Here is a 21691-nt window from a genome sequence, read left to right on the forward strand (position 1 = left end):
CTTACTAATATTTATTCAATTAATTACTCTACATTTTCATGCATTAATTGATCCAAATAATCAGACCATGCTTGCATCATTACTGTCCGTTCTTCCAAATATTTTGCACGGTTGTATGCTCGTCCATGCATATCACGAACCTGATGAGCTAACTGCTGCTCAATACGCTCAATAGGAAACTTCAAAACCTCATCTAACAATGTTCTTGCGGTAGCCCTAAAGCCATGTCCTGTTGTCTCTCCATTTTCAAAGCCATACTGTTTCAATCGCTTATTAATCGTAGACTCACTAATCGTTTTGGACCTATCACGCATAGATACGAAACAATATTCTGTATATCCAGTAATGCAATACAATTCTTGGAACAGCTTCAAGACTTGATCAGACAAAGGAACTATATGCTGTAGGGCTGTCTGATTTTTGGTCTTAGGCGGTGTATAACTCCATGTTCTATTTTCAAAATCGATATCTGCCCACTTTGCTGCACGTAATTCTCCAGGACGCACAAATACATGGGGTAAGATTTTGACTACATAATCAATAGCAATATCCCCACGACCTGCGTGTTTATTGATATTCTTTAATAGTTGTCCTAGCTTTTGCTTATCAGTAATAGCCACTCGATGCTTTGTTTTACCCACCTTCAGAATACCGCTAATTTGGTCTGCAACGTTAAATTGACATAAACCCAAAGCAATCGCATACCGAAACACCTGAGAAGCTTTACTTCTCATTCGCTTTGCAGAGTCATTTTTACCTTGTCGTTCATAAAGACGGCATACTTCTAAAATTTGGGATGGCGTGATCACATCGATTGGATACTCTCCAATGGCAGCATAAAGTTTATCCCAAACAAATTGATTTCTACGCTGTGTACTTGGCTCTAGCTCTTCAGTCTTACGATATTCATCTGCTATTGATTTAAAACTATTATTCTGAAATTGAGCCACTTCTTCTTGAGCCTGTCTTTTGAGCGCAGGATCAATATTTTGCGCCAGCATATCTCGATATTCATTACGTTTAATACGTGCACTAGCTAACGAGACCTCAGGATAAGTTCCTAAAGATATACTGTTACGCTTTTTACTGATAGGCCGGGAATAATCTAACCGCCAATAGGCATATCCACTTTTATCAATGATAAAAAATAAGCCTTTGCCATCGGCGAGCTTAACTGGCGTTTTAACGGATTGTTTTTTAAAAGTACTTAAAGCAGATTTAACTTGAGTATCTGTCAGATTCACAACAATTTTTGGCATTTTTACGGTAACTCTTTTCAGTAAATGTTGAATTACCGCAAAAATTACCGCAAAAAAAATTGAAAACCTAAAACGCCTTTGGATAGTATCGGACAATCCAGTTGCGTAAGTTATTTATTTTAAATGATTTTCAGATAGCATCGGAAGGGATAAAACAAGAAAATGGTGCGCTCAGCGCGCACCGAACTCTGCTGCTATCATATTGTTTTACATTAATAAAAACAAAAGGCCATTGAGCTTTACCGTAAAAAATACCGTATAAATATTATTTACTTTTTTCAGATTGCTAATTTGAAATTTATTGACCAAATTTTGATCCAAATCAGATTTAGTGTATTGAATCACTTAGAAATCTTGTTCAAATCCTAATTCAGGATTTGAAATGATGTACTGATTATATCAATATTAAAAGCACTATAAATAGCAACGATATAACATAGCATTTTTTCAATATTCTTTTTTGATGTATCATTCTTTTAGACACATTCAGGGACAAGGTAATGTTTGAAATTATTGATGATTTAAAAAATAAATTAGATCAGCATCGCCCCCTATCACCAGCAATAGTAAAAAATTTACAAGAAGATCTTATTGTACGATGGACCTATCATTCGAATGCAATTGAAGGCAATACACTTACATTGCTAGAAACAAAAGTCGTGTTAGAAGGCATAACTGTCGGTGGTAAGGCATTAAGAGAACACTTCGAGGCAATTAACCATAGAAACGCTATTTATTACGTTGAAGATATTATTCGAAAAGAAGAACCATTTTCTGAATGGCAAATTCGCAATATCCATCAACTCATTTTAAAAAATATTGATGATGATAATGCTGGCCGCTATCGCCAACAAAATGTCCTAATCTCTGGTGCCACGTCTACCCCGCCTGATTACACATTATTAAATGACAAGATGGCTCAGCTAGTTGATTGGTATAGTAATGACGCACATAAATTTCATCCTATCGAACGTGCAGCCAAAGTACATGCTGATTTTGTAGGTATTCATCCATTCATTGATGGCAATGGCCGTACATCACGTCTATTGATGAATCTCGAATTGCTTAAAGCTAGTTATCCCCCTTGTGTAATAACAGTTGAAAACCGATTGGCCTACTATGAAGCCCTAGATCAATGGATGGCTTATGGAAAAACTGAAGCGTTTATCCAATTAGTCTCCGCAACTGTACTAGAAGGGTTTAAACCGTATCAAGTTGTTTTAAATCTTTAAAATAAAAAATAGCTTGTAATGTATCTTATATAACAATATCAAAAATAGGGGTAAACTATTAATTTCACCCCTACTGAATTTTAATTACCCTTTTAATTCATAAACTTATTATCAATAACTCGAAATGAGAATATTGAAAATTATTCAAAAATATCGGATTACATTTTTACCAAAAATAATAATATACATGATACATTAGACACAAAAATACATAAATATGTAAGAGGGAAAAATGTTAAATGGCGATTTAAAAAAAAATGCTATTGCTCAATTTGAAGCTACAAAAAGCGCTTATGAACACCTAGGACAAAAAGTAGGATTACAGTCTGAAAAATTAATGAACCTTCGTAAAAATGATGCTCATAACATTATTACTAGAATCGAAGCACTTTTTAGTGGTATCGCCAATAAACCTAAAGAGTTTGATAAAACATTCAGTGAATATAAAGCTGAATTTAAAGTTTTTAACGATATTCTCGATAAGATTAAGGAAAACGCACGTCAAATTGATATACAGGCTGGCGGTACTGCTGGAGCTGGAGTAGCTGCTGGGGCTGGTGTTGTAGCTTTCGCCCCAACCGCAGCTATGGCAATTGCTACTACTTTTGGGACAGCATCTACAGGTACCGCTATTTCTGCTTTAGGAGGGGCAGCAGCTACTAATGCTGCCTTAGCTTGGTTAGGTGGAGGTGCTCTTGCTGCAGGTGGTGGTGGTATGGTTGCAGGCAATGCCTTATTAGCACTTGCAGGACCAGTAGGCTGGGCAATTGGCGGTACGGCATTAGTCGGAAGTGCACTTTTTGCACGCAGTAGAAATGAGAAAATCGCTAAAGAAGCTGATGAAAAAAGAAAGGAAATCGAAGTTCTAAATAGACAGTTTAGAGCAGCATCTTTAGAAATAGAAAAACTTGCGGAAGAGACCCAAAAGCATATTGTGGGGATGCAATCCCAATTAAGTACATTAGATTCAACACTTATCACACTTGATTATAGTCAACTGGATAGTGGTCAGAAGGCACTTATGATTTCACTGAAAAATCATGTAGAGAGCTTATGTTTACTTATGAAAAAGAAAGTTGAACTCTAATTTAATTAAATCATCAGGCAATATTAATGCAAACAACTTCAGTACAAGACCAGATTTCTAGTGCCATAGTCGATGGCATTAATGTTGCTCGACTACAAGATGAAATTACTCAACTTAATCTGCAGGATCAATGTTTTATTAATTCAATGAAGCATGTTGATCAAGTCCGAGAATTTATTGGCACACCTAAAAATATTTTAGGTAGCGATCTTACTAAACATGGAGAAATTGCCGAACATGTTGAAGTTGGTATTCGCAATGCAAGAGATGCTCTTGCAGGTGATACTGTTAGAGCCACCTTTGAGGGGGTGGGACGCACTGCGCCCGAAGATTATTTGATTGATGGAATTCAGGTTCAATCAAAATTTATTAACGGTTTGGGCAATAATCTTGAACATGTACTCAAGCATATGGACAAATATGAAAACTTCGGTCGTGACAGATCTTATTATCATATTCCAAAAGATCACTATGAATTGATTTCTAAAATTCATCGCGGTGAATCTATTGAAGGTTTAAGTCAAAAGACAATCAATTCTATTCAAGCAAAAATTGAAGAAATCCAAACCAAATCTGAACAGCCATTTAATGAGGTGGTTCGTCCTGGAGTATCTGATTATGCTGAAGTTCAACAAGGTCAAGTGCATGAAACATTAAATAAGCATAGTGCTGACCTCGAACAACAAAATGATAAATTGAAGGATATTATTCACGATAAACATCAAGCCAACTTAACAGAAGGGCTAAAAGCAGCTGGGACTGCTGCAGCTGTCGGTGGTGCTATTGCCCTAAGTTCCTCTTTATATCTTAAATATAAAAATGAAGGAAAAAATTTATTTAAGGGTGAGCTGACTAAAGAAGATTGGAAAGAAGTTGGATTAGATACAGCTAAAGCATCCGCATTAGCGGGTGTGACTGGTGCTACAGTTTATGGTTTAACTAATTGTGCAGGGTTAGCTGCTCCCCTAGCTGGTGCATTTGTTACTGCATCAAAAGGGGTAAGCTCATTAGTACATGACTTTTACCAAGGGAAGTTAACTTTTGAAGAATTTCAAATGAATTCAATTTTTGTTTGTGCTGATAGTGCAGGTGTTGGTCTTGCTGCGCTAGCAGGACAAACATTCATCCCTATACCGGTCTTAGGTGCCGTCATTGGTTCAATCGCAGGAAAGTTTGTATGTGAAATTTTATTAGGCGAAGATAAGAAGCTAGCACAGAAGATGGAAGCTTCCATGCAACTTTTTTTAGCTAAGGTTGATGAAGTTTATATAAATGTCATAAATAAAATTAATACTGAATTTGAAAAAATTGCTGATTTAAGAAGTAAAGCATTTGACTTAAATACTAATATTTCAATTATAGAGTCCAGTATTATATTGGCTCGTGCTCATGGAGTAGAGGAATCTAAGATATTGAAAAATGAAGATGATTTACGAAGCTTCTTATTCGATTGATATTTAAAAAGTATATTAGAGAAAAACTATGAGTCTTAGATTTCGCAAAAGTATCAAAATCTTACCTGGTGTAAAAGTTAATATCTCAAAAAAAGGGATTAGTAGTATTGGTTTAGGTAAATCAGGTGCATCGATTAATTTGAATAAAAAAGGAATACGCACAAATATTGGTATACCCGGAACGGGAATATCTTATTCAAAATTTCATCCGAATAAAAAACCACCTGAGAAACAATTAGAACAAGAGCCTTCATATATCCCTACATGTACTAGCTCAAACCTGATCTGACAGTTACCCATTTTTTATTGTGCCTGTCAGGTTAAATTTGAGCTAAATTTTTCTCAGCCCAAATCCGTTTTCCATCAAGTAAAGTTTCAAGTGGTGTACGACCACAGCACATTTTTCCTTGATGAGTCCGTTCAGTATTATAGAATTTCAGCCAATCGTCTAGATCAACTTGTAATTCTTCCAATGAGCTATAAAGCTTCTTCCTAAACGTAATTTGATAGAACTCCTGCAAAATCGTCTTATGGAAACGCTCACATATACCATTTGTTTGCGGGGAAGCTGCTTTTGTCTTCGTGTGATCAATATCATTAACTGCCAGATACAACTCATAGTCATGTTGTTCTACCTTACCGCAATACTCAGTACCTCTGTCTGTGAGGATGCGAAGCATTGGTAAGTCCTGAGATTGATAGAATGGCAACACACGATCATTGAGTAAATCAGCCGCTGTAATCGGTGTTTTTGTTGTATAGAGCTTGCAATGAACGACCTTGCTATAAGTGTCGATGAATGTTTGTTGATAGATTCGTCCAACACCTTTGAGATTCCCGACATAAAAGGTGTCTTGCGCGCCTAAATAGCCTGGATGAGCTGTTTCGATTTCACCACAAGCAACGTCATCCTCATGCTTACGTTCAAGTGCCGCAATCTGCTGATCATTTAATTCAATACCATCCTGTGCCACTTTAGCCTCAAGTGCTTTTAAACGCTTCTTAAAGTTTTCTAAATCATGACGAAGCCATATAGAGCGAACCCCACTCCCTGAAACGAATACACCCTTCTTGCGTAATTCATTACTCGTACGGTGCTGACCATATGCGGGATATTGAATTGCGAAATCAATAACAGCCTGTTCAGTAGTATCATCTACACGGTTTTTTAAATTTGGTACTCGACGGGACGTAAGCGTCCGCTGAACACACCTTATGAATTCATCCTATAAGCCTTAATTTAGTCCCCACTTAAAAACAAGTGGGGACTAAAATTTATGACTACAAATCACCAGACATCCATCGCATCTCTTGCGAAAAAACGAAGAACATACAGTGCTGAATTTAAACAGCAGATCGTTCAGGCTTGTAAAGCACCGGACGTTTCAATTGCTTCGGTCGCTTTGCAACATGGATTGAATACAAATCTTGTATCCAAATGGATTCGCTTAATTGATGGTAAGCCAGGGAATGATCGCTCACCACTACCGAATAAACCTGCATTTATTGCCTTATCTTGCTCTGCACCATTAGATCCTACTCCTACTCCTACTGACATGTTAACGGTTCAAATTACTTTACCCCACTCAAAAGCAGAAATTGGCTTGAAATGGCAAGTATCAGAAATATCTGCTTTAGCAGAATTACTCAAGGCACTTGCAACATGATCCGTATCGATGAAATCTGGTTGTCTACCCATCCCATGGACATGCGAGCAGGGATGGATACTATCATGGCTCAGGTGGTGAGAGCCTTTGGCTACATTAAACCGCATTGTGCTTACCTGTTCTGTAATAAACGTGGCCATCGCATGAAAGTGCTGGTACATGATGGACTGGGCATCTGGCTGTGTGCCCGGCGGTTGGAACAGGGCAAATTTCACTGGGCTAAAGTTCACCAGGGTGAAAGCGTAGCCCTCAGCCCGGAACAGTTACAGGCACTGATCCAGGGTTTGCCTTGGCAGCGCATTGGACGACAGCAGGTGGTGACGATGCTTTAAACCAGGCTGTTCCATTCTGCTATTCTCCAAACGTTCTATTTCATTCTTCTCATGACCTCAGGCATACTGCGGTCATGAATACGCTGCCTGACTTAAGCCAACTGACCCATGAACAACTGCTGGAATTTACCAGACAGTTGGCAATGCAGCATCAGTCTCTGGCACAATCAAATCAAGAATTAGAAAAATCAAACCAGCAATTGGATGCCAAAGTTCAACATCTTTCCATTCTCACGCAAAAATACGAGCATGAGCTCGCACTATTTAAACAGCACAAATTTGGCAGTAAAAACGAACATCTCACCGCAAAACAAATCCATCTGTGGGACGAAGCGGTTGAAGAGGATATCGCAGCAGTTGATTTGGAACTGGAGCGGCTGAATGCAGATAAAACCGATGCAGCGACAGAGAAAGCCACAGTCAACAAACCTAAACGTCGACTGCTGCCGGATCATCTACACACCATCCGTATTGAGCATGAACCTGCATCAACCCAATGCAGTTGTGGCTGCCAGTTACGTCGTATCGGCGAAGATATCAGTGAAAAACTGCATTTCAGACCGGCACAGTTCTATAAGGAACAGCATGTGCGTGGCAAATGGGTCTGTGATCAGTGTGACACCCTGACTCAGCAAGCGATGCCCGCCTATGTGATTGATAAAGGCATTGCTTCACCTGAACTGCTCAGCCATGTGCTGGTATCGAAGTATGCCGATCATTTGCCGCTGTACCGTCAGCGCCTGATCTATCAGCGGGCGGGCATTGATCTGTCCAGATCTACTTTATCTGACTGGATTGGTCGCTGCGGTGTGGAACTGGAACCTCTGGCCAATGCCTTAAAACAGGTGGTGCTGCAACAGCGGGTGATCCATGCCGATGAAACGCCGGTCACCATCATGCGGATGGGTGATGATGAGAAAAAACCGAAGAAAGGTTATGTCTGGGCCTATGCCACTACACAGTACAATCCAGTTCAAGCGGTGATCTATGACTTTCAGGATAGCCGTTCAGGTCAGCATGCAGAAGAGTTCCTGAATGGCTGGCAGGGCCATCTGGTCTGTGATGATTACAGTGGTTATAAAGCACGCTTTAAATCAGGCGATGTCATTGAGGTGGGCTGCATGGCGCATGCACGTCGTAAATTCCATGAGCTACATGTGACTGGGAAAAGTCAGATCGCTGAACAGGCATTACTGATGATTCAGAAACTGTATGCGATAGAAGCAGAACTCAGGAAAAAGACCGATAGTACAGCAGAACACCGCCGCGAATACCGACAACAGCACAGCCAACCGGTGATGCAACAACTGTATGAATGGCTCAACCAACATTATCTGACGGTGCCATCGAGTTCTCCAACCGCCAAGGCCATCAATTACACTCTGAAGCGTTGGCCAGCCTTAAGCCGCTATCTGGATGATGGCAATCTACCCATTGACAATAACTGGGCAGAGAACTCAATGCGTCCCTGGGCGTTGGGCCGTAAGAATTGGCTATTTGCAGGTTCGCTGCGCAGCGGTCAGCGAGCAGCCAATATCATGACATTAATCCAGTCAGCAAAGCTGAATGGGTTGGATCCGTATGCCTATTTAAGTGATGTTCTGAAAAGGTTGCCGACACATAAAGTGACCCAAATAGAAGAATTACTACCACATCGCTGGAAATCCAACTCAAATTAAAAAATAGGCATGGGGTTCAGCGGACGCTTACGACGGGACTTATTAATCAGTGCGTCAATATCACCAGACTTCACTAATTCCTGATAGCGATAAAATGTATCTCTTGAAACCCCCATCACTTTGCATGCTCTGGATACATTCTGAAGCTCTTCAGCTAAATTAAGCAGACCTACTTTGTGTTTAATGATTTGATTGTTAGTATGCAACATAAGAAAGTTACCTTTGTTTGATTAAGATTTCGACACCTTTATCAAAACGGGTAACTTTCTCTTTTTCAAGAAGAATGTACGATCAAGTCTGAACTAATACACCCTACAAAACCACACTCAACTCCTTCACCAAATTTGCCTTCAAAAAACTATGTTTTATTATTGGTAGGTATTTGTTGCTTTTTAATAGGTGTTATATTTTTTTAGATTCATCATACGGTAATTTTATTTATAGCAGTACTAACATTCCAAAAACTAATAATACTTAAACAATTAATTAACGCTTGAGTTAACAAAAACTAACTCAAGCGAGACATATTTTTTCGAACCTACTGCTTCTCTATTTAGAAAATTTTACGAATTAGACATTTGAACATAAGCCAAACGACCACCAGAGTCTTTAGAGAGAATAATTTTCACACCTTCTTTCAACTCAATACGATTGCCAATCTCAATTTTATGCTGCCGATTTTCTTCATCGAATACAAATAAACTGTTCATTCGCTCATTCACCAACCACCATTGTTGGTTATACTCAACAAAATATCCCATTCGACGCATTTGGTGCGCTTCTAAACGTTCATTGGGTAAAACCAGAGCATTAACATGCCATTCAAACAATGATTGGTTTGACCAAACCATTAAACGGTGATTATCAGATTTATAATCCTTCTGATTGCGTGAAGAATAGAAATTCAAAATTGGTAATTTTTTTGTGTATGCTGTCCCACAGAATGAGCACTTTGGTTGTTTTGAATTATCAAATACAAACCATTTTTGAGTACAGTCTTGATTTACACAGGGTTGAAGTAAGTCAGTTGTTTTAGTCAACGCAGCTTCCCAATCATTTGCCGAAGGTCTTTGATTAGGATCATGTAAATAATCTTCAAAACTCTTTTTAAATAATTCCGACAAATATGGACCAGTCACTGTATATGGAATTTTTTTAGTATCCACCCATGGTAAATATGATTTATTCCAATCATCAGTATTAATAGTATTAGATGTATTTATAGAGTGTTCAACAAATAGCGCATGATCTCCCATACTTAATTTTTCATCATTTTGACTATCATCCAAATCATGTACTTTTTTTCCGCGTAACGGATGGCGATATAGCAAATACATATAGATCAGTACTGCTAGTGCATGTCTATCCGTCCTAATTGATGGTAGAAAACGATTTGGATCATTCCGATCAAGGTGACTCGTAGCTATAACTTCAGGTGCGATGAAGTCTGGTGTACCAACCACGTCTGGTGGAAACTTACCTGGTACAACTAAACCATCCAAATCGATAATACATGCTCTACCCGTCACAGGATCAATCAAAACATTCTTATAGGATAAATCTGAGTGCGCTAGTCCAGCTGCATGCATACGTCGGACACCTCGAGCAAGCATCATGCATATTTTTAAATAACTTGCCCACGTGCCTTTCTCTCTCTCATCAAGAAAACGATTCTGATTGCTAGCACTCGCAAACCATCTGCCTTCTTTTTCCTTTCCTTTAATTTTAAGAAGTTGATCATTATTGATTGAACCAAATTCAAAAAAAAAGTCTTTACTATAAGCAGGAGCAACAATACCCAATAAATTGTTATGCTCAACTAAAGCATTAGGCCAACAAAAACTTCTTTCCCAATATTTTCCACCCAAACCATTCATAATACTGTCATGCATAGTCGTGACGATTTCTAGTAAACGTCGTTTCTGTTCTTGATAGTCATTTTGATTATCATAAAACTTATTTTTTTGCTTATTAAAAAAGCATACGACATAGCTTTTATCAGGTGAGAAATAAACATCTTTCATCGCACCAGAACCAATAATCTGATCTATATAACTAATTGGTCTTCCATCATGGGTTTTACAATGAACGATATTAGACATCTGTGAAACTCTCAACTGTTAAACTTAAATTCGGTTCATTGTGTGGTAAAAGTACAAGAAGCGTTCTGTCATCATGATGTCCTTTTTTGAAGAAATGAATTTTTTCATTCAAATGAGATCCATCTATATCGCTATTTAAAACTTCTTTATAATCATTATAAAATTTAGTCCAATTGTCTAGACTACTTAGTTCAGTATCAGTTTCAAAGTATGGATCTGAAATACCATCAGACATTAAAAACAACCAATCTTGAGCAGATGCAATTGTAATGCTTACATACTGATGGAAGGGTTCTAAATTTGGACTCAAGAAAACTGTCTGTCCCACATACTCTCCTCCATCTGTTTGACCTAACAAACGTATCTTCTCTTGGTTATATACGGCAACAGCACCATCTCCAACCCAAAAACTTGATATAAAGCGTTTATCTTGCACATGCTTAACAATCACAATTTGTAAGGTAGTTGCAAAATCTCTGAAAGAACTTTGAGTATTTTCAACTTTCTGGCGAATTTTCTCCATCGCATAATCAGTTGCTTCTCTAAATAATTGAATTGATGCGGTATTCCAATTCGCAACAATAGACTTATTTATTTCAGATGTGTGTGACTCCTCAAAAACATACTTTTCTAAATCCTGAAAAGCTTGTATTGAGGCCAATTTATGGCTTAAAAAGTTTATTGATTGTTCTGTTGCTAATCTTGAACCTTCTCTTGAATACTTTGCACTTCCAGCACCATCTGCCACAGAAAGAATTACTAAGGATGGGTCATGCTCTAAAATTTCATAATCAAAATGATCATCTCTAAATGAACCATTATGTTCATGTGAACGTCCTCGACGACTTGCAGCAATAATTTTGTAGTTTTGATTATTATTAAATTTTATCGTTTTATAAAATTCATGCTCTTTAGGAAATAATGAATCTTCGGCAGGCTCATTTACTTCCCATAGATCTTTAGGATCTGCAACAATTACTAGATTTACGCTAGCCTTATAAACGTTATCTTGATACTTATAATTAAAGTTAATAACAAATGATCCCATTTTTTGAGGAACACCTACAATAAAACTATCCTCAACACTTAGACCGATATTATTTTCTGAAAAATTAATGCTTTCATAAAGAATTTCAATTTCTATATTTTCCTTTATAGTAATTTTTTCTTTATAAGACTCTTTAATTTTTCCATTTGCAATTGAGAAAGTCATCTTTGGAGGTACTATCTTAGAAACTGATTTATTATTTGATTTTTTAATATCAATATTTGATATTATTTGATTGCTATATTTTTGTGCTTGTTGCTCATTAGTTTCACCGACTAACACGTCTTGGTCTTTATTATTTATATTATTAATTTCGTTGTTAAGCAATTCAGCATTAATTTTTCCCAATTCAATTAATTGTGAATTGAAAGTCTGAGTTATTGATTCATTTTTCTTTTCTTGAACTTCTGGAGTATATAATTGAACACTTGGAGAAATATTACCAGTTGGATTATCTGTCTTTTCTTCATAAGAATGATTTAAAGCTTCAATATTATTATTTTGAGACTCTAGTTGCCCTTCTTTAATATCTTTGCCAAAATTTTCTTGTTCTATCTTATTATTTTCCTCTAAATCAATTTGAATTGCATCCTTTACAATCACAATATCCTGTAATAACAATGGTTCTATTTGATCAGAATCATTTATTTCTAAATGCTCTTTGACTTTCTTTTTATTGGCTAAATCAGTCTCTTGTTTATCAGCTAAAACCTCTTGCTCTATCAATAAACTAGGTATATTTGTATCATTTAATTGATTAGAGTCTTTTGAGCCGTATCTTTTATTAAAAAAAATACCCCCTTTTTCGTTAAAATCTATTTGTTCATTAATAATTTTTTTTATTTCATCTAATTCAGATAAAAGTTTTTTCTTAGGGTCAACTCCTATCCAATTTTTCTTTAAATCTAACATTTCAATTAAATCTATTGTATGACTGAAAAAATCATCTAAATTTTCCCAATAATCTTTTTTACTTAACATAATTCTACTCTTCAAAATTCAAGCACATATTAAAAATTGATTCCGTTAAATATTCGACATTTAATATATTATCTGTCAAAATCATATATTTATGTTTTGAATTTACAGTCAGATCACCCATAGAATAAATAACAGTATTTGCAAATTGTGAAATATTACTAGCAGATTTAGAAAAACTTTCAAAAGTAAATACATCTACTGCATTGTTTGAACTAAATATAAATAAGTTTGGGCGATAAAATTCCTTGCCAAAACTAATTGAGTTTTCTAATTCATAAAGAGCATATCCTAGAAAATTCAAACCAAATAATTCATTTTCCGAAATTTGAAAATCTCTCAAGTTAGACTTACTATTAATAACACTTTTAAAAAATAAATTTTTAGAAAAAGTATAGAAGTAAATTTCACAATTTTCTTTTAGATAATCATCATTATTCAACAACTTATATAATACTTCTAGTGCAATATTTGTTGCTTGCAATTTTTCATGAGTATTATAAATTGAGCTGTCTACTAGGCATATTACAGGAAGTTTTTTCATCAAAAAATACCATAGCCCTGCTTAGGCTATGGTGAGCACCTCTTAAAATACAAAATTGATTTCAGGTGGTGGCGCAGGTAAATCCCCAATAACAGCATCACCCTGATTTGAATCAACTTTTTGACTACTCATTGAAACACTTTGCGTAACCCATTTAAAGAAAGCTGTAATTGTTGCACTGTCAGCAGTAGGTAGATGGACAATTCCTTCTGCTAATTGCTTCAGAACACTTGCAGCTTCAATACTGCCAACACTACAAGGAATAATGAGACCTGGCTTTACTGCTTTCAGTTTTTCGAAACCCTGCTTCCAATCATCCGTTGGCACACCATCAGACATAATAAAAATTAATGGCTTCCAATCCCCTTTAGAGTCATTTGTATTCTTTTTAACTTCGTTAATAATACAATTTGCTGTTAAAGTTAGACCTTCACCTAAAGCCGTCCAACCTCCAGCTTCTATAGATGGGGTTTGAAAATCTGCAAGTTCTGTTAATGGCACTATCTGCTGAGCTTTATCATCAAATGTGATTACTGATAAATAAGCTGTTTCTAGAGCATTCGGATCTTGTCGTAATGATGAGACAAATAGGTCTATACCATTTCTAACAGCTTCAATAGGCTCTCCGTACATCGATCCTGATGTATCAATAACTAAATATACAGGAAGTCTTCTCATAACTCTTACTCATTATCATACAGGAAAAAATCGTTCTTTCTTTTCAGTTTCAGCAAAGTATTTTTCATAAATTTATAAGCATAAAAATACTCGTAAATTTTTTTAAAAACCGATTCATTATAAACACTTAGTTTAATTTCAATACTATCAAAATCTCTTAAGTTATCCAATTTAATGTGAAAAATATTTTTTGGTATTTTAGTCGTATCGAACCAAATCGTAATAGCACTTCTGACATTATCTTTATAAATAATAAAAGGTCCCTTAATAGGAGTGCTAGAAGATAAGTGAATGATATCAATTTGTTCATGATTACAGTCTAAAGTAAGCAAAACCAAATCTGAAAAATCATCCATATTATTTGTGCTTATAAGCTGAACATAAAATTTTTTCAGCTTTAAGCTTTTGCTAACAGATTCTGGCAAGTAATTGATTTGATCACTCATATACTGCCATCATTTTTAAAATGGTCATTTGCAAGTTTACGAATTTGTTCTTCTGTAGTTGTAACAACTCGGATATCAACGCGCTGTGATTTTGATGGATTTTCACTTTCACCAATTTTTAGAGGTTCACCAATATTATTTAAAGGTTTAGATGACGAATAGCCAATTGCTCTTACTTTCTGACTAAGCCATTTTTTTTGATCAACACTTAAACTTGAAGAGCTTAAAAGATAGACCAAAGTTGATTGTGCACGGGCCTGAGATAAATTCATATTTGCAATATAAGATTCTTGCTTTGAACTATTGCGAGACCAATATGTAGAGGTATGTCCTTCAATATAAATTTCTTTAATATTTTTTTCGATCTCTGGTTTCATTACCACTGTTAAATAATTTTTAAAAAACTCATCAATAACACTCTTAAATTGTGGTGATAAATCAGAAGAACCTGTATCAAATTGTATAAATTGACTATTATTAAATCTCACAAGACCAGTTGTATCTAAATCAGCACCCCATTTAGATAAATTATTTTTAAGTACTTTATTTAATTCAGAATGTAATAAAACCTCATTCCTTTGAAAAACTTTTGGAAATTCAATAATATCTTTAGTGGAAACGATAAAATAAACTGCAATAAATAAAAAAACAAGCATAAGTGAAGTCATAATATCACTTAAGCTCACCCATTCATCTTCTCGACTTAACTTTCTAAAAAGCCTCATGAATTAATTACCACCTAAAGAAATACTAGTAGGCAGAGCTTTGGGTTCTTGAATATTCTTTAATGAAGAATGTTGATTTTCAATTTTCATATCAATCTGATTAATATGATTATTTGTCATTTCTATTTTTTTCGAAATATCTAATTGTAGATCCAATAATTGTTTATCAAATTTAGGAAATTGAATACTCTTTATTAATGCATGTTGATTCTCGATCAGCGAATCTATTTTATTTAAGTGATCATTCGTCATTTCAAATTTTTGTGTAATATCCATATGCACTTCATATAGTTGCTTATCAACTTTATTCTTAAATTTATCAATAGCAGCCATTTGATGAACACCTACTTTTTCAATTAAATCTGTTTGATTTAAATATACCTTCTTAGAATACTCTAAATTTTTTTCATATATATCAATACTATTTTTTTTGAATAAATTATTAACTTCTATTACTTGCTCAAATGATTTTGCCATATCTAAAGAATTTTGTTGATAAGTTTTCATATTTTCAATTAAATCAAGATTTGATTGATTAAACTGATTATATATTGCATCCATCTGTATACGATATTTTTCAGCATCAACAATACTTTCTTTACCCAAAACAGCTAATTGTTCTACTTTTTCATTTATTATATTTATTTGATTATCAAGCTCTTCTGAACTTAATTGCAGTCCTTTATTCATTTGAATAAAACTTTCAGTATAATTTTTCAATAAATCAAACTGTTTTTGTTGCTCAAGATAACTTTCATTTATTTGTTTTAAAGTAGTTTGATTATTTTTAATTTCTTCACTATAGCTATTTTGCCATGAAATAACATTTTCTAAAGTTTCATTTAATTTAGGAAAGTTAGATGCAAACTGATTTCCAATATCTTTATTGAATTCCAACATTACCGCCTTTAATGCAGAAATAAATATCTCATTATTTCTTTCTGTTTGAGAAGTAATAAATTTTTCATTACTCTCTTGCAGTGAGATGATACGACTTACAAGTATATCTTTATAATTTTTAAATTCAGTTTCTTGTTTTCTCTGAATTTCTAAAGTATCTGCATTACTAGTAACCAACTCTTCAATGTATTTGACCAATGTATCTTTATAATCTTTTGATTCAACTTCTTGTCTCTGTTGGATCAATAGACTTTTTTCATTATTATCTAGAAATACACTTATTCTAGCCTCCAGCGCATCATCATTTTTTTGATCATTTTTTACGAAGTAAAATATTGCTTTATATAAAATAGAATAAAAGACTCCTATCGTGGATGCTATAAAGGCACCTTGTATATGTATCAAGAGATTGTTAATTGCTTTTGTTGGATTGGAGCTCAAATCAAAGTCATAAAGACCCAAACCAACCCCCATAAACATAAAAAGAATACCTAAAGTCACCAAAAATGAGGGAGCATTACTTCTAATAGATTGAACTTTATTGAAATAAATTAAAGTTAAAAATGCTATTGTTAGTGTGATTGTGCTGAAGCCAATTATCCAATCCATATTTTTAGTTTAATTAAAATTAATTACATAATTTTACAGTTTTTTTTTGATTTGAATAGGGTCTGTTGACATTTTCTGTTCAAAAAAATAGCGAGAAAGTAAAATTTAATCGCCAAACGGCTTTGTTGCACAAAGATTTGAAATGCAAAGCGCCCCTAATTGAGCCAAATTTAAGGCGTAACTTGGGTAAGTGGTCGACCTAATTCCGTAAATCTGTTGAGGACTGCTACACGTGCATGAATTTCATTCACCTGACTAGGAAAGCTTCTTGCCATTAATTTATCGCCTAATAATTTGATGGAATGCATCTTGGTTTCCACCAAACTGCGGCGATGATAGCCTGACCATTTTTTCCATAGTGTCCTGCCTAAACGTTTAACTGTTCGAAGTAATTCATTTCGCGCTAGCGAGCTACTCTTTGTATCTTTCCATGGTTTCGCATTTTTTCTAGGTGGAATCACCGCATGTGCTTGCCGATCTGCAATGACCTGACGGCATTGCTTGGTGTCATAAGCTCCATCGGTATAAACAGAGTCAATCTGCTCATCTTGTGGAATCTGATTAAGTAAATCACCAAGCACCTGTGAATCACTGACATTATTGGTTGTGAGCTGAATAGCGCGTATTTGTAGGGTTTTAGCATCTATACCAATATGTAGTTTACGCCATTGGCGACGATATTCAGGTCCATGTTTCTTTCGTTTCCATTCGCCCTCACCTAGAAACTTCATGCCTGTAGAGTCCATGAGTAGATGCAGCCCATCGCTACTTTTTTGGTAGCTGATTACAATATCAATATGCTTTTGTCTTCTACAAAGCGTGGTGTAAGAATATCACTGATATTCGGGGCTGCTCATCCGCAAAGTTTAATCAGACTTTGCACAAAGCCAGTAACCATACGTAAAGACAGACGGAATAAGGATTTAATCATTAAGCAGCATTGGATAGCTGCGTCGGAGTAGATTTGATTTCGCCCTTGTTTGCCTTTTGATGGCGCATACCATTGCGTAGCAGGATCAAACCAAATGGCAATATTTCCGCGACTCATGAGTGCTCGGTTATATGCGGGCCAATTGGTTGTGCGATAGATTTTGTGTGTAGGCTTCTTCATTTGAAAATTATATCGCTGAAAAAGCCTTTACAGATAGGTTTGTGCAACAAAGCCACTCAGCATTAAAAGCTTTTTTAATAGTTTTTCCTCCAAATCTATCCAATTAGATTTGATCTACAACATTTAGTTCAATAATACTCAATGCAGCATCTACCCCAAAGTACCCCAAATGCAACTGTCATCAATTTGTAATAAAAATCGATTATATCTCGTGTGATAATGCAACTTTTGTTTGCGAGTTTATAAATGTCAGACAAAATCAGCTTAAACTATTTAAATGAACTCATTCGTAATGCTGAGAAAAAAGATAAAAAAATTGACAAGATCTTATTAGGCTATAAGGCGTATTATTTTTTTATGTCTGACAGCGAATTCCATAAAGAAGTCACTAACTCTGCCCTTTCACCAAGTAAACGTAAATATAAAAACTATAAAATCAAAGTGACTCAGGACGAATATCAAATTGATTTAAAATTTAAGGAAAAATAAGCAGGATTGCTCTAATTCTCAGGTTTAAACTCTTTATTTATTGACAGCCATGATGATTAAAGCATCAAAAAAGACAATCTAGACATTAGATGACCTGTTGTACTTAAGATCGTTACCCGCCAATTCAACATCATCTGATACAATCAAAATAACGGTTCACGTATCCTGTGAACTCCTGTTTTCTGACCAAATAGCACTCCGATAGTGTCCTCTTAAAATTTATTAGACACTATCGTGGTATTAATGAGTTAGAAAAGTGGGGCTCAGCGGATGCTTACGATTAAACAAACGATCGAGCCATCCGTTACCCTGCTCACACCATGACGAATCAGCTTTAAAGATTACGCTGATTGACTCGTTTAGACAGTTCTTCAGCCGATTCTTTTCGCTCCGAATAACGGTTGGTCAAATAGGCACTCTGACCGCGAGTCAGCAAAGTAAACTTGTATAGCTCTTCCATTACATCAACAATACGATCATATAGCGATGAAGGCTTCATCCGTCCTTCCTCATCAAACTCCAAAAAGGCTTTAGGAACAGAAGACTGATTTGGAATCGTGATCATCCGCATCCAGCGCCCAAGAATTCGCATCTGGTTTACACTGTTAAAAGACTGTGATCCACCGCTCACCTGCATCAAAGCCAGTGTTTTACCCTGCGTAGCACGAATTGCTCCTCCAGCAAGTGGAATCCAATCAATCTGTGCTTTGAAGATTGAGCTCATCGAACCATGCCGCTCAGGCGAACACCAAACCATGCCTTCAGACCAAGCCAACAATTCATGCAGCTCTTTAACCTTTGGATGTTCCAGATCACCATCTTCAGGTAAAGGTAAACCTTTGGGATGAAAGATTTTAACCTCACAACCAAAACGCTCAAGAATTCGCCCAGCTTCCATCACAGCTAGGCGGCTATATGAACGCTCTCTGTTTGAGCCATATAGCAATAAGATACGTGGTGGGTGACTTAGTTCTTTAGCCTGCACTTCCGCAAAAGTTGGTGTCGGTAAAAGATCAGATTCAAGATTAGGGAGTGTCATCTTTGCCTCTTAAGAATTTGGATAATATTTTTTCTTCAGCCACAAGGATACGCTAACCAGTGCAATCAGCACGGGCACTTCAACCAATGGGCCAATAATCGTAGTAAAGGCAATTGGTGAAGCCAAACCAAAGGTAGCAATCGCAACGGCCAACGCTAACTCAAAATTGTTACCTGCTGCGGTAAATGAAATTGCGGTGGTTTTGGGATAGTCATTCCCCATCCACTTACTCATGAAAAAGCTGACAAAGAACATCACGACAAAGTAAAGCGTCAATGGAATTGCAATCCGCAACACATCCATTGGCAAACTCACTACATCACCGCCTTTCAAGCTAAACATGGCTACAATGGTGAATAACAAGGCCAATAAGCTGAGTGGACCAATTTTGGGTAGAAACTGATTCTGATACCAGTCCAGACCTTTGGCTTTCACTAAAGATAGACGCGTCAGGAAGCCCATCAGGAATGGAATCCCCAAGTAGATAAGGACAGCATTGGCAATGGTCCAGAAATCAACATTGATGACATTCCCTTCTATCCCAAAAAATGGCGGCAGATAGGTCAGGAAGAACCAGGCATAACTGCTAAAGAACAGAATCTGAAAAATGCTGTTAAATGCGACCAATGCAGCACCGTATTGATTGTCCCCGCATGCCAGTCCATTCCAGATCAGTACCATGGCAATACAACGCGCCAAGCCAATCAGAATCAGACCTGTCATGTATTCTGGGTAATCACTCAAGAAGACTATCGCCAATACAAACATCAGCACTGGCGCAATCAGCCAGTTCTGAATCAGAGAGAGCGCTAATGTTTTTTTATCCTGAAATACTTTGGGCAAAGCTGCATAATCTACTTTGGCTAATGGTGGATACATCATCAAAATCAAACCAATCGCAATTGGCAAGTTGACTGAATTTACACTCATTGCGTCCAATGCGACGGATGCTTGTGGAAATACCACCCCAATCGCAACACCCAGTGCCATGGCCACAAAAATCCATAGCGTCAGGTTGCGATCCAAAAAGGATAATCCTGGTTTAGACATGATCTGCTCGCTTAAAGATGGGAAATTTGATTAATTTCAGCAATAAGCTGAGGACGGCTCATGTGATGGGTATCTAATGCAAAAAGTGCATCTAAGCGTTTGTTAATATGTTCTACAGTACTTAAAAATGCCTGTAATTTTTCTTGTTCAGGCAAATCTAAATGTGATGGATCAGATAGACCCCAATGTGCTTTGATTGCTCCTCCTAAATACAACGGACAAGCTTCTTGTGCTGCCGCATCACACACGGTGATGACGACATCGGGCTGATACTGTTCACAGGCATCAATCGTTTTACTCGACAAACCTTCGGTAGACAAACCCAGGTTCTGTAAAGTCTGAATGGTTAACGGATGAACTTGGCCAGAAGGTTTACTTCCAGCGCTATAAGCTACCCAACCTTCAGGCGCTCGACTATTAAACAGAACTTCAGAAAGAATACTGCGACAACTGTTACCCGTGCACAGAAACAAAAATTTCATAAAAACTTACTCGCAATGGCTCTGAATCGATAGAGCTGAGGGATCAAATAACACGGGAACATTGCTACGTTTAAGTGTATTCAGAATTTCAAAGCACCATTCAGGTAGTTGTGGGTTAAGACTGTAATACACCCACTGCTTTTGCCGACGGTCATTCAGCAAACCACTTGATCTTAACAGGGCTAAATGCCGTGAAATTTTTGGTTGGCTTAACTGGAGTTTATCTGTCAAATCACAAACACATTGCTCTTCGTTTTCTGCGATAAGCATGACAATACTGAGACGTGTTTCATCAGATAAACATTTAAAAAACTGAACGTGGTCCATAACTGCTCCCATTCTATTATGCAAATATACACATATCCATATATTCAGTAAAGAGTACTCATTATAAAAGTATACCCATATCCGTATATGCTTGCCAGAAAGGGAAAAATTTAAAACTTCTTAACATCTCAAGACACAAATAAAAAAGACCCGTGGCTTATGCCACAGGTCTTTTTTACAGTTTTCCACATACACTTATTTATTTTTTTCAATCAACTCCACAATGGCTTGTGGTTCCAAAACTTTGCCACTTGAAACGATTTGATTATCTATGATCAGACCTGGCGTACTTAACAACCCTGTTTCAGCAATTTGCATCATATCAGTTACATATTCAATTTCTGCCTGAACACCCGTACTTTTTATAGCTTCTTCAGTTGCAGCCAATAAGGCTTTGCATTTACGACAACCTGTTCCTAAAACTTTAATTTGCATCTTTATTCTCCACACTTT

At 36.3% G+C, this 21691-nt stretch carries 22 protein-coding genes and 2 pseudogenes; 8 read left to right on the forward strand and 16 right to left on the reverse strand.

All coding sequences use genetic code 11. From position 1 onward, the window contains the following. Positions 1-23: 23 nt before the first annotated feature. Positions 24-1259 carry a tyrosine-type recombinase/integrase gene (locus P253_RS07910; RefSeq protein WP_016659409.1) on the reverse strand — a complete coding sequence of 412 codons (1236 nt, stop codon included), beginning with the start codon at positions 1257-1259 and terminating at the stop codon, positions 24-26. 500 nt (positions 1260-1759) lie between these two features. Between P253_RS07910 and P253_RS07915 the strand changes: the two genes are divergently transcribed. The 4 genes from P253_RS07915 (at position 1760) to P253_RS15475 (ending at position 5321) form a co-directional block, all read left to right on the forward strand. Continuing rightward, positions 1760-2491 carry a Fic family protein gene (locus tag P253_RS07915; protein ID WP_016659410.1) on the forward strand — a complete coding sequence of 244 codons (732 nt, stop codon included), beginning with the start codon at positions 1760-1762 and terminating at the stop codon, positions 2489-2491. A gap of 232 nt (positions 2492-2723) precedes the next feature. Then, complete coding sequence (locus tag P253_RS07920) at positions 2724-3578, forward strand: hypothetical protein (protein WP_016659411.1); 855 nt, start codon at positions 2724-2726, stop codon at positions 3576-3578. A 26-nt stretch (positions 3579-3604) separates the two neighbouring features. Continuing rightward, a complete protein-coding gene (locus tag P253_RS07925; protein ID WP_016659412.1) occupies positions 3605-5032 on the forward strand; it encodes a hypothetical protein in 1428 nt (475 codons plus the stop codon). Between the two features lie 28 nt (positions 5033-5060). After that, on the forward strand, positions 5061-5321 hold the full coding sequence (locus tag P253_RS15475) for a DUF4236 domain-containing protein (RefSeq protein ID WP_016659413.1): 261 nt from the start codon (positions 5061-5063) through the stop codon (positions 5319-5321). Between the two features lie 31 nt (positions 5322-5352). Here P253_RS15475 and P253_RS07930 read toward each other — a convergent pair. Continuing rightward, a pseudogene (locus tag P253_RS07930) lies at positions 5353-6222 on the reverse strand (IS481 family transposase); the annotation flags it as partial. 87 nt (positions 6223-6309) lie between these two features. On the opposite strand from P253_RS07930, the gene tnpA reads away from it, so the two are divergent. The 3 genes from tnpA to tnpC all read left to right on the forward strand — a co-directional run bounded on the left by tnpA (position 6310) and on the right by tnpC (position 8710). Continuing rightward, entirely contained in the window at positions 6310-6699 is a 390-nt protein-coding gene (gene tnpA / locus P253_RS07935; RefSeq protein ID WP_016659415.1) for an IS66-like element accessory protein TnpA, read from the forward strand. Next, positions 6696-7031 (forward strand): IS66 family insertion sequence element accessory protein TnpB, encoded by a 336-nt coding sequence (gene tnpB / locus P253_RS07940; protein WP_016659416.1) that lies wholly within the window; start codon positions 6696-6698, stop codon positions 7029-7031. The genes tnpA and tnpB overlap by 4 nt, the downstream gene beginning before the upstream one ends. Positions 7032-7105: 74 nt before the next feature. Then, a complete protein-coding gene (gene tnpC / locus P253_RS07945) occupies positions 7106-8710 on the forward strand; it encodes an IS66 family transposase (RefSeq protein WP_016659417.1) in 1605 nt (534 codons plus the stop codon). Here tnpC and P253_RS07950 read toward each other — a convergent pair. The 9 genes and pseudogenes from P253_RS07950 to P253_RS07990 form a co-directional block, all read right to left on the reverse strand. Continuing rightward, complete coding sequence (locus P253_RS07950; protein WP_016659418.1) at positions 8707-8919, reverse strand: helix-turn-helix domain-containing protein; 213 nt, start codon at positions 8917-8919, stop codon at positions 8707-8709. The genes tnpC and P253_RS07950 overlap by 4 nt on opposite strands. Positions 8920-9273: 354 nt before the next feature. Beyond that, complete coding sequence (locus P253_RS07955; RefSeq protein ID WP_016659419.1) at positions 9274-10812, reverse strand: helix-hairpin-helix domain-containing protein; 1539 nt, start codon at positions 10810-10812, stop codon at positions 9274-9276. Continuing rightward, positions 10805-12841 (reverse strand): PP2C family serine/threonine-protein phosphatase, encoded by a 2037-nt coding sequence (locus P253_RS15310; RefSeq protein ID WP_016659420.1) that lies wholly within the window; start codon positions 12839-12841, stop codon positions 10805-10807. Before P253_RS15310 ends, P253_RS07955 begins: the two co-directional genes overlap by 8 nt. 4 nt (positions 12842-12845) lie before the next feature. After that, on the reverse strand, positions 12846-13382 hold the full coding sequence (locus tag P253_RS07965) for a hypothetical protein (protein ID WP_016659421.1): 537 nt from the start codon (positions 13380-13382) through the stop codon (positions 12846-12848). A 42-nt stretch (positions 13383-13424) separates the two neighbouring features. After that, positions 13425-14060 carry a vWA domain-containing protein gene (locus tag P253_RS07970; RefSeq protein ID WP_016659422.1) on the reverse strand — a complete coding sequence of 212 codons (636 nt, stop codon included), beginning with the start codon at positions 14058-14060 and terminating at the stop codon, positions 13425-13427. 5 nt (positions 14061-14065) lie between these two features. Next, the gene (locus P253_RS07975; protein WP_016659423.1) at positions 14066-14506 is read right to left on the reverse strand and encodes a hypothetical protein; all 441 of its coding nucleotides are present in this window, start codon (positions 14504-14506) and stop codon (positions 14066-14068) included. Then, positions 14503-15192: an OmpA family protein gene (locus P253_RS07980; RefSeq protein WP_162182858.1), complete on the reverse strand. Its 690-nt coding sequence runs from the start codon at positions 15190-15192 to the stop codon at positions 14503-14505. The genes P253_RS07975 and P253_RS07980 overlap by 4 nt, the downstream gene beginning before the upstream one ends. 42 nt (positions 15193-15234) lie before the next feature. After that, on the reverse strand, positions 15235-16740 hold the full coding sequence (locus tag P253_RS07985) for a hypothetical protein (protein ID WP_039901501.1): 1506 nt from the start codon (positions 16738-16740) through the stop codon (positions 15235-15237). Between the two features lie 170 nt (positions 16741-16910). Further along, positions 16911-17851: pseudogene (locus tag P253_RS07990) on the reverse strand (IS5 family transposase). Positions 17852-18097: 246 nt separating this feature from the next. Between P253_RS07990 and P253_RS07995 the strand changes: the two are divergent. Further along, a complete protein-coding gene (locus P253_RS07995; RefSeq protein WP_016659427.1) occupies positions 18098-18340 on the forward strand; it encodes a hypothetical protein in 243 nt (80 codons plus the stop codon). Between the two features lie 334 nt (positions 18341-18674). On the opposite strand, the gene arsH is transcribed toward P253_RS07995, so the two are convergent. From arsH to P253_RS08020, 5 genes are all read right to left on the reverse strand, one after another. Next, positions 18675-19379: an arsenical resistance protein ArsH gene (gene arsH / locus P253_RS08000; RefSeq protein ID WP_016659428.1), complete on the reverse strand. Its 705-nt coding sequence runs from the start codon at positions 19377-19379 to the stop codon at positions 18675-18677. A gap of 9 nt (positions 19380-19388) precedes the next feature. Further along, a complete protein-coding gene (gene arsB / locus P253_RS08005) occupies positions 19389-20429 on the reverse strand; it encodes an ACR3 family arsenite efflux transporter (protein WP_004988470.1) in 1041 nt (346 codons plus the stop codon). An 11-nt stretch (positions 20430-20440) separates the two neighbouring features. Then, entirely contained in the window at positions 20441-20911 is a 471-nt protein-coding gene (locus tag P253_RS08010; RefSeq protein ID WP_004988474.1) for an arsenate reductase ArsC, read from the reverse strand. A 6-nt stretch (positions 20912-20917) separates the two neighbouring features. After that, positions 20918-21238, reverse strand: coding sequence for a metalloregulator ArsR/SmtB family transcription factor (locus tag P253_RS08015; protein ID WP_004988477.1), 321 nt, complete (start codon positions 21236-21238; stop codon positions 20918-20920). Between the two features lie 195 nt (positions 21239-21433). Next, positions 21434-21673, reverse strand: coding sequence for a thioredoxin family protein (locus tag P253_RS08020; protein ID WP_016659429.1), 240 nt, complete (start codon positions 21671-21673; stop codon positions 21434-21436). Positions 21674-21691 lie beyond the last annotated feature (18 nt).

This window comes from Acinetobacter indicus CIP 110367, from assembly GCF_000488255.1.
Lineage (GTDB): Bacteria > Pseudomonadota > Gammaproteobacteria > Pseudomonadales > Moraxellaceae > Acinetobacter > Acinetobacter indicus.

Excerpts from the sequence above, each read along its gene's own strand:
- P253_RS15475 (WP_016659413.1), top strand. The coding sequence starts at position 5,061 with ATGAGTCTTAGATTTCGCAAAAGTATCAAAATCTTACCTGGTGTAAAA.
- P253_RS07915 (WP_016659410.1), top strand. The coding sequence starts at position 1,760 with ATGTTTGAAATTATTGATGATTTAAAAAATAAATTAGATCAGCATCGC.
- P253_RS07920 (WP_016659411.1), top strand. The coding sequence starts at position 2,724 with ATGTTAAATGGCGATTTAAAAAAAAATGCTATTGCTCAATTTGAAGCT.
- P253_RS08015 (WP_004988477.1), bottom strand. The coding sequence starts at position 21,238 with ATGGACCACGTTCAGTTTTTTAAATGTTTATCTGATGAAACACGTCTC.
- P253_RS07985 (WP_039901501.1), bottom strand. The coding sequence starts at position 16,740 with ATGGATTGGATAATTGGCTTCAGCACAATCACACTAACAATAGCATTT.
- tnpB (WP_016659416.1), top strand. The coding sequence starts at position 6,696 with ATGATCCGTATCGATGAAATCTGGTTGTCTACCCATCCCATGGACATG.
- tnpC (WP_016659417.1), top strand. The coding sequence starts at position 7,106 with ATGAATACGCTGCCTGACTTAAGCCAACTGACCCATGAACAACTGCTG.
- tnpA (WP_016659415.1), top strand. The coding sequence starts at position 6,310 with ATGACTACAAATCACCAGACATCCATCGCATCTCTTGCGAAAAAACGA.
- P253_RS07925 (WP_016659412.1), top strand. The coding sequence starts at position 3,605 with ATGCAAACAACTTCAGTACAAGACCAGATTTCTAGTGCCATAGTCGAT.
- P253_RS07955 (WP_016659419.1), bottom strand. The coding sequence starts at position 10,812 with ATGTCTAATATCGTTCATTGTAAAACCCATGATGGAAGACCAATTAGT.
- P253_RS07950 (WP_016659418.1), bottom strand. The coding sequence starts at position 8,919 with ATGTTGCATACTAACAATCAAATCATTAAACACAAAGTAGGTCTGCTT.
- arsB (WP_004988470.1), bottom strand. The coding sequence starts at position 20,429 with ATGTCTAAACCAGGATTATCCTTTTTGGATCGCAACCTGACGCTATGG.
- P253_RS07965 (WP_016659421.1), bottom strand. The coding sequence starts at position 13,382 with ATGAAAAAACTTCCTGTAATATGCCTAGTAGACAGCTCAATTTATAAT.
- arsH (WP_016659428.1), bottom strand. The coding sequence starts at position 19,379 with ATGACACTCCCTAATCTTGAATCTGATCTTTTACCGACACCAACTTTT.
- P253_RS07970 (WP_016659422.1), bottom strand. The coding sequence starts at position 14,060 with ATGAGAAGACTTCCTGTATATTTAGTTATTGATACATCAGGATCGATG.
- P253_RS15310 (WP_016659420.1), bottom strand. The coding sequence starts at position 12,841 with ATGTTAAGTAAAAAAGATTATTGGGAAAATTTAGATGATTTTTTCAGT.
- P253_RS07910 (WP_016659409.1), bottom strand. The coding sequence starts at position 1,259 with ATGCCAAAAATTGTTGTGAATCTGACAGATACTCAAGTTAAATCTGCT.
- P253_RS07975 (WP_016659423.1), bottom strand. The coding sequence starts at position 14,506 with ATGAGTGATCAAATCAATTACTTGCCAGAATCTGTTAGCAAAAGCTTA.
- P253_RS08010 (WP_004988474.1), bottom strand. The coding sequence starts at position 20,911 with ATGAAATTTTTGTTTCTGTGCACGGGTAACAGTTGTCGCAGTATTCTT.
- P253_RS08020 (WP_016659429.1), bottom strand. The coding sequence starts at position 21,673 with ATGCAAATTAAAGTTTTAGGAACAGGTTGTCGTAAATGCAAAGCCTTA.
- P253_RS07995 (WP_016659427.1), top strand. The coding sequence starts at position 18,098 with ATGTCAGACAAAATCAGCTTAAACTATTTAAATGAACTCATTCGTAAT.